General features: G+C 39.6%; 7 protein-coding genes and 2 tRNA genes. 5 read left to right on the forward strand and 4 right to left on the reverse strand.

What is annotated here, in order from left to right:
* Window positions 1-95: 95 nt before the first annotated feature.
* A tRNA-Tyr gene (locus tag H5183_RS21225) sits at window positions 96-180 on the reverse strand.
* Between the two features lie 49 nt (window positions 181-229).
* Window positions 230-314, reverse strand: a tRNA-Tyr gene (locus H5183_RS21230).
* 112 nt (window positions 315-426) lie between these two features.
* Between H5183_RS21230 and H5183_RS21235 the strand changes: the two genes are divergently transcribed.
* The 3 genes from H5183_RS21235 to H5183_RS21245 all read left to right on the forward strand — a co-directional run bounded on the left by H5183_RS21235 (window position 427) and on the right by H5183_RS21245 (window position 2561).
* Window positions 427-948, forward strand: coding sequence for a VC2046/SO_2500 family protein (locus tag H5183_RS21235; RefSeq protein WP_145241410.1), 522 nt, complete (start codon window positions 427-429; stop codon window positions 946-948).
* 159 nt (window positions 949-1107) lie between these two features.
* Window positions 1108-1410: a DUF6172 family protein gene (locus H5183_RS21240; protein WP_145241408.1), complete on the forward strand. Its 303-nt coding sequence runs from the start codon at window positions 1108-1110 to the stop codon at window positions 1408-1410.
* A gap of 206 nt (window positions 1411-1616) precedes the next feature.
* Window positions 1617-2561: a general glycosylation pathway protein gene (locus H5183_RS21245; protein ID WP_145241406.1), complete on the forward strand. Its 945-nt coding sequence runs from the start codon at window positions 1617-1619 to the stop codon at window positions 2559-2561.
* 45 nt (window positions 2562-2606) lie between these two features.
* On the opposite strand, the gene H5183_RS21250 is transcribed toward H5183_RS21245, so the two are convergent.
* Together H5183_RS21250 and H5183_RS21255 are read right to left on the reverse strand one after the other, a co-directional pair.
* Window positions 2607-4226, reverse strand: a complete 1620-nt coding sequence (locus tag H5183_RS21250) for a M28 family metallopeptidase (RefSeq protein ID WP_182732661.1) — start codon at window positions 4224-4226, stop codon at window positions 2607-2609.
* Window positions 4227-4459: 233 nt separating this feature from the next.
* Window positions 4460-4699 carry an RNA-binding protein gene (locus H5183_RS21255; RefSeq protein ID WP_145241401.1) on the reverse strand — a complete coding sequence of 80 codons (240 nt, stop codon included), beginning with the start codon at window positions 4697-4699 and terminating at the stop codon, window positions 4460-4462.
* 133 nt (window positions 4700-4832) lie between these two features.
* On the opposite strand from H5183_RS21255, the gene H5183_RS21260 reads away from it, so the two are divergent.
* Window positions 4833-5051, forward strand: coding sequence for a hypothetical protein (locus H5183_RS21260; RefSeq protein WP_182732662.1), 219 nt, complete (start codon window positions 4833-4835; stop codon window positions 5049-5051).
* A 21-nt stretch (window positions 5052-5072) separates the two neighbouring features.
* Window positions 5073-6619 (forward strand): IS3 family transposase gene (locus tag H5183_RS21265; RefSeq protein WP_182732663.1). Its coding sequence is split into 2 segments (ribosomal slippage): window positions 5073-5532 and window positions 5532-6619, totalling 1548 coding nucleotides; the frame shifts between segments, so codons are not numbered across the junction.
* Window positions 6620-6657 lie beyond the last annotated feature (38 nt).

Genomic DNA, 6657 nt, shown 5'->3' on the forward strand with positions numbered 1-6657 from the left:
TAGCGAGGATAAAGTTACCGAGAATAAAGTTAGCGAGAATAAAGTTAGCGAGAATAAAGTTCGAAGAATGAAGTTTTGCTGATAGATAAGAAAAGTGGTGGAGGGAGCTGGATTCGAACCAGCGAAGGCTGAGCCGTCAGATTTACAGTCTGATCCCTTTGGCCGCTCGGGAACCCCTCCACACTAATTTTGTCGCATTTGGCCCCACTTAACTTAGCGGTAAGAAAAGTGGTGGAGGGAGCTGGATTCGAACCAGCGAAGGCTGAGCCGTCAGATTTACAGTCTGATCCCTTTGGCCGCTCGGGAACCCCTCCAATGCAACGGCGCTGATAATAGCAAAGTGAGCATTTAAGTAAAGAAAAAAGCTAAAGAAATATTAAATAAAGCCGATAAATATCTATTACTAACTGCAATCGGCTAAAGTCTATGCAAATCGATGATTTGTTAATCACAGAGAGTCAACTTAACAATCGTCTTGCCAAAAGTGTCTCAGAACACCGTCGTGGCGAGTTTGCATTATTATTGGCAATGCTTTCTCATGACGTGTTAGATTTTAGTCAATTTCATCTCCCTAAAACCCCATTTGATGCACATGCTTCAACACCAACTGAAGCGCAATTACGTGAACAATTAGGGGCAGGGCCTGAGCAAGCATTGGCTCCAGATGAATTTGATATGCTCATTGGCCAACATAATGCACAGCTATTACAACAAGGCAGCATGGCAGATATTCGTTTACGCTCGTGCCTTGCGCCGGAACCATTAGTGATCAGAGATGATAAAAACCATATTCCACTAATGGTGATTGATAATTGCGAACTTGTCGTGCGAAAGCGTCATTTAGATAAAGAAACACAGCTGGATCATCCGCAAATGGATGCGGCTGCATTTTACGATAGCCTTAATAATGCTGAGCTTCATCAACCCTTACACCTTGCCCAAGCGTGATATTAAGCTGTAATAATTATCGGTAAAAATATTTTATTTATTTTAGTGTAAAAAAAGCATCCACAAACTAAATGCAATTGCTATAATGACCCCAAATGGCATTTCCAATTTACTTGGTATTATTGCCATCATCATTAAATCAAGGTAATTAGGAACGTAATGAAGAAAACATTCACGCTGAATCACGAGAAAATCAAATACCCTCGCATGGTAGATGCTGCAAAGCATGAAGTAAAAAAGTATTTGAAAAGAGAGCGTAACAAAACGTTGCCAATTGATGCTGATTACTGGGCATTTGATTGTAAATTTGGTAACACTGCTGAAGATGCCCAAGTGGTGCACGTTGCTGAAATTAGCAACTCAATCAGCGAAATTGAAAAACAAGGCTTAGAGTCGTTTTATGTTGAAATCATTGCTAGAGCTGCACAACGTCAAGTGCAAGACTCTGATGATGAAATTTAAAAGTAATTGATTTAATGAAAGAATGGGCTAAGTAGCCCATTTTTTGTGCTTGCAAAAAAGTAAGTCCAGCACTTTATTTTGCACCTGGTTGGTGCGAAATAGATTTTTTATTTTATTTAAATAATACAACTAATTGATTTATAAGTTTTTGTAAAGTTGGTTCTGTAATTGCTATTACTTTTAATTATGCAGTTAGGAGCAAACACATGGCAAGAATGAGTTATATCAGTAGCGTCGAACGTTACCAAGAATATCAAACCGTGATCCACGATTTACTTGATTCAGTGCTAGCAAGCTTAGAAGACGGTGTTAAAAAACAACAAGATAATCGTTACTTAATCGCTCAATACCCATTTTTAGAATTACAATACTGTTTAGATAAAAATGGCGTGCAGCTAGGTAACAATGTCTGCTTTAAACGCCAGTATATGAAAACCTTAAATAATCGTGGCGATTCACAGGATTTGAGTGAACGGCCGTATTTTCAAGGTATCCAACAGCAGCAACATACTCGTTTTACGCCGCCCTATATTTCGATCGCGACCAATCACTTATGTATTTCAGCAATAAAATCGTTACATGCTTCATATGGCGAAAATCGCTATTTAGTGATTGATGTATGTCTAACGCAATTAATCGAATTTATTATGGGGGATCGTACTCGCGCCACGATGACGCCATTTTTTAAAGCGGGTTATGGCATTATTGTCAGTTGCTTATTTATCTTAGTGTTATTTTTACTTGGTAGGGTGTTTGGTGATATTTATAGCTTACTGTTTGTCCGCTCTATAGAAAATGATCCGCTCGAACCGTTTACGATCATCATTTTTATCACCCTCGCGTTAGCAATATTTGATTTAGGTAAAACGATTCTCGAAGAAGAAATTTTAATGCATAAAGATATCTTTAGGCACAGTTCAACGCGGCGCACTATCACACGGTTTATTTCAACTATTTTAATTGCAGTGTCTATTGAAGCGTTATTAACGATGTTTAAGGCAGCGCTGGGGCAGTCGCAGTATTTATTACCGGCAATTTATATGATGTTGGCGGTTGTAGGGCTATTGATTGCGCTGGCTATTTATGTGTATTTAGGGGCAAAAGCCGAAACCTTATTATTGAGCGCACAACGCAATAAGAAAGGGCATTAATAAAAATGGGGTAGGCGATGAATGCCTACCCCAACTCAACTTAGTTTATTCTGCGCGGTCTTGGGCGCGACGAGTTTTAAAATCTGAATCTGCTTGCCATTTTGGCCAATCACCGTTGTTTGCTAATTGTGATGCGATATCAACAATTAACTCGATGTCTTGTTTTACACCACCTAATGACCACTGAGCAGAGTAATCATCAGCTTCTTTATGGTATTTATGAGCAATATAATCTGGATCTGTATCACCTAAACTCATAAACAGTAAACCAGGTACGCCTTGTTTAGCTAGTGAGAAGTGATCTGATCGGAAGAATAGGCCGTTTTGTGGCACGGGATCCATTGTTACATGACGGCCTTGTTTGCTTGCGGCTTTGCTAAGGTAGTCTTCCATTTGTGATAAACCTTTACCGTATTGCAGTATGTAATCGGTGCCATCTAGCACATTCATACCATCAATATTTAACAGAGCGACCATCTGCTTGGTAGGGATAAGTTCGCCACTGGCAAATTGCTCTGAGCCAATTAACCCTGTTTCTTCGGCGGTAAAGTTTGCAAAAATAATCGAGCGCTTAAACGGTTTTTGTTTATGCATGTTACTTAATATACGAGCGATTTCAATTGTGGCAGCACTGCCTGAGGCATTATCAACTGCACCATTATAAATTTTTGGCCCGCTATCAGTTTGCTTAGTGCCAAAATGATCCCAATGTGCGCTGACCACAATATATTCATCAGGCGCTTCACTGCCCGTTAATTGCGCAACAACATTGTGTGATTTAGCGTGTGACACTTCGTTTTTAAATGCAAGGTTTGCTGTTAAATTAAGCGCAGTAGCTTTAAAGTCGTCGTTAAGTGCTTGTTGCTTTAATTGTTGATAGCTCAAGTTTGCTGATTTAAATAGCTGCTCGGTTGCATCGAGTGTTAGCCAACCCATTACCGGTAGTTCTGATGCGTTTAGGTTGTTATCCATCAAGGTATATTTTGTGCCTGTATTTGAGCTTTCAACTACGCCCCAAGGATATGCAGCTGGCGCTGTTTCGTGCACAATAAATACTGCGGCTGCGCCTTGGCGAGCGGCTTCTTCGTATTTGTAAGTCCAGCGACCGTAGTAGGTCATGGCGTTGCCGGTAAATAGCGCATCGTTTTGCGTAGCAAACCCAGGATCATTTACTAACACAACAACCGTTTTACCCGTTACATCAATATTTTTATAATCATTCCAATTATACTCGGGCGCATTAATGCCATAACCAACAAATACTACCTCTGAATTACGAACATCAATAAGTGGCTGTAATTGTTTCGTTCGCGCCGTAAAATCTTTTCCAGCGGTAAAGCTCAAGTCGCCAATTTTTAATTGCATGTTTTGATCAGCGGTTACCATCGCCATTTTTACCGGCTGTAAAAACTTATTATTATATGCGCCAGTTAATCCAAGCGCTTGGTATTGGTCACTTAAGTAACCCACAGTTTTTACTTCACCGCGCGTTAATGGACCGCGTCCTTCAAATTCGTCTGAGGCAAGGGTTTTAATATGTTGTTTAATATTGCTTAAATTTACACTGGTTGTATTGTCAAGCGTTGCCTGTTCTTGAGTAGGCTCTGAACAGCCAGTTAAGCCCAATAATAAAGTTATACTGAGTGATTTAAAAAGAGGAGACATAATTGCAGGTTTTTAAGGATACATACTGTGACTATATGGGGTGTCGGTTTTGCTGTCTAGTTTTTTGCCATGAAGCGCAGATATTTTTATAAAATACAATTAGTTGATTTTGGGTACTATGATTTAGTGATTGAATTAAATTTCGTTGGGTGAAAGGGACTGGCGCAGAAGTTGTGTGGGGAAAAGCTAAAAGCCAGCGAAGAGTGCTGGCCTTTTGCAACAAAATAACACGTTTAAGCGTCAGCTTTCTTTACGCGGATCTTGCTTTTATCAACAGTACTTTGATTCAATGCTTTTATTGCTACAGCAGCTTCTGCATCGTTTGGCATTTCTACAAAGGCAAAGCCTTTCGATTGGCCGGTTTCTTTATCTAGTACTAAATTACAATCGGCTACTTTACCGTGTTCAGTAAAAAGTACGCGGATCTCATGTTCAGTGATAGTACGTGATAAGTTTCTAACTAATAGTTTCATAAAGAACCATGTTTTAAAAATAACAGTGTGGATTGTCTCAAGGAAAAGCCGTTTGACCTAATGATTAATTGCAAACCGCAAAAATAGTTTTAAGCTGATAGCCAAAGAATAAAAAACAATTGAGAATCGCGTAATGAGAGCAGCGACGAATAGCGAAATTAAAACGGCACTGATTGTTTTAGGTGGGCCAAATAACAACGATGGTAGTTTATCAGTAATAGCAAAAAGCCGTTGTCAGCGAGCTTATCAAATATACCAAGCAAACCACTCTGTTAAGGTATTGTGCACCGGCGGGTTTGGCGCACATTTTAATACCACTAACCCCCTGTGTCAGGATAGTTGTCGCCTCTAACTTTTAATAGAGGCAGATAAAATGAGACGTCGATTTACTCAAGAATTTAAAGTTCAAGCTGTTGAAAAAGCATTATCTCAATGTGATGATGTTCGTCTAGAAGATATTGCTGATGATTTAGGCGTCGGCTATTCAACACTACAACGGTGGATTGCACTTGCTAAAAACCATGAACTTGAAACTAAAAATAACGGTAGTCACATGACAACAGAAAAACGCCCTCATGACTGGAGCTTAGAAGACAGGCTCAACGCCATTATTGAATGTGCGAGTTTAGATGAAACAGCTCTTAATGAATATTGTCGTGCTAAAGGACTTTACCCGCATCATATTCAACAATGGAAGCAAGATTTTGCTAAAGGGCCAGCAACGAAGCCTGTAAAATCAGACAGCAAGCAGCTCAAACAAGAAATTAAGCAGCTTCAAAAAGAGCTTAATCGTAAAGATAAAGCATTAGCAGAAACAGCCGCTTTACTTGTACTCAAAAAAAAAGCAGATGCGCTTTGGGGTTTCAACGAGGACGATTAACCAGCTCAACTGAACGCCATGAATTGATAAAGCTCATTAAAGACGCTCAGAAATCAGGGGCAAGGCAAGCAAAAGCATGTGAGTTACTTGGTTTAACGACAAGAACAATCCAACGCTGGATTGAAGCTGAAGATATGATAGATAAGCGGACAAGTACGATAAAACGACCACCTAATAAGCTAACTGAATTAGAGCAACAGCGTATAATTAAGACGGTTAATTCAATAGAGTACGGGCATTTACCACCCTGCAAGATAGTCCCTAAACTATTGGATAAAGGTGTGTGGATAGCATCAGAAAGTTCGTTTTATCGCGTTATGAAATCACATAACTTACTAACACACAGAGAAAAAGTAAAACCAAATAAAAAGATAAAAAAGCCAAAAGCGCTCAAGGCAACACGTGCAAACGAAATTTATACATGGGATATCACGTATTTGCCGACAGCAGTTAAAGGTCAGTTTTTATACTTATATTTAGTGATGGATATTTATAGTCGAAAAATAGTTGGTTGGCAGGTTCATGACACACAACTAAGCACACTGGCGGCTGATTTAATGGTAGATATTTGCAGGCGAGAGCAGGTAAAACCTGAGCAAGTCACGTTGCACTCAGATAATGGCAGTCCAATGAAAGGAGCAACGTTATTAGCGACATTGCAGGAGTTAGGGATTGTGCCTTCATTTAGCCGACCATCTGTGAGTAACGATAATCCGTATTCTGAGTCATTATTTAAAACATTAAAGTATCGCCCAGAATACCCTGAAAAAGCCTTCGAAGATATCGCGAGCGCAAGGAAATGGGTTAACGGATTTGTAGATTGGTACAACGATGAACATTTACATAGCGGTATTAAGTTTGTCACGCCAAATCAGCGTCATTTAGGTTTAGATAAAGCGATCCTAGCGGAACGTCATCGGGTTAATGAAATAGCGAAATTACAGAATCCAAGTCGTTGGTCAGGAAAGTCTCGAAATTGGACAATGATCAATGAAGTAAATTTGAATCCAGAGAAAAAAGAAGAAGTGCGGGCGGCATAAAATTTAACTTGATGCGACAACTAACTTGAAAAACTCCG

The organism is Pseudoalteromonas sp. SR44-8, assembly GCF_014163635.1.
GTDB lineage: Bacteria > Pseudomonadota > Gammaproteobacteria > Enterobacterales > Alteromonadaceae > Pseudoalteromonas > Pseudoalteromonas rhizosphaerae.

Coding starts and splice junctions, on each gene's coding strand:
- H5183_RS21250 (WP_182732661.1), bottom strand. CDS start 4,226: ATGTCTCCTCTTTTTAAATCACTCAGTATAACTTTATTATTGGGCTTA.
- H5183_RS21235 (WP_145241410.1), top strand. CDS start 427: ATGCAAATCGATGATTTGTTAATCACAGAGAGTCAACTTAACAATCGT.
- H5183_RS21255 (WP_145241401.1), bottom strand. CDS start 4,699: ATGAAACTATTAGTTAGAAACTTATCACGTACTATCACTGAACATGAG.
- H5183_RS21245 (WP_145241406.1), top strand. CDS start 1,617: ATGGCAAGAATGAGTTATATCAGTAGCGTCGAACGTTACCAAGAATAT.
- H5183_RS21260 (WP_182732662.1), top strand. CDS start 4,833: ATGAGAGCAGCGACGAATAGCGAAATTAAAACGGCACTGATTGTTTTA.
- H5183_RS21240 (WP_145241408.1), top strand. CDS start 1,108: ATGAAGAAAACATTCACGCTGAATCACGAGAAAATCAAATACCCTCGC.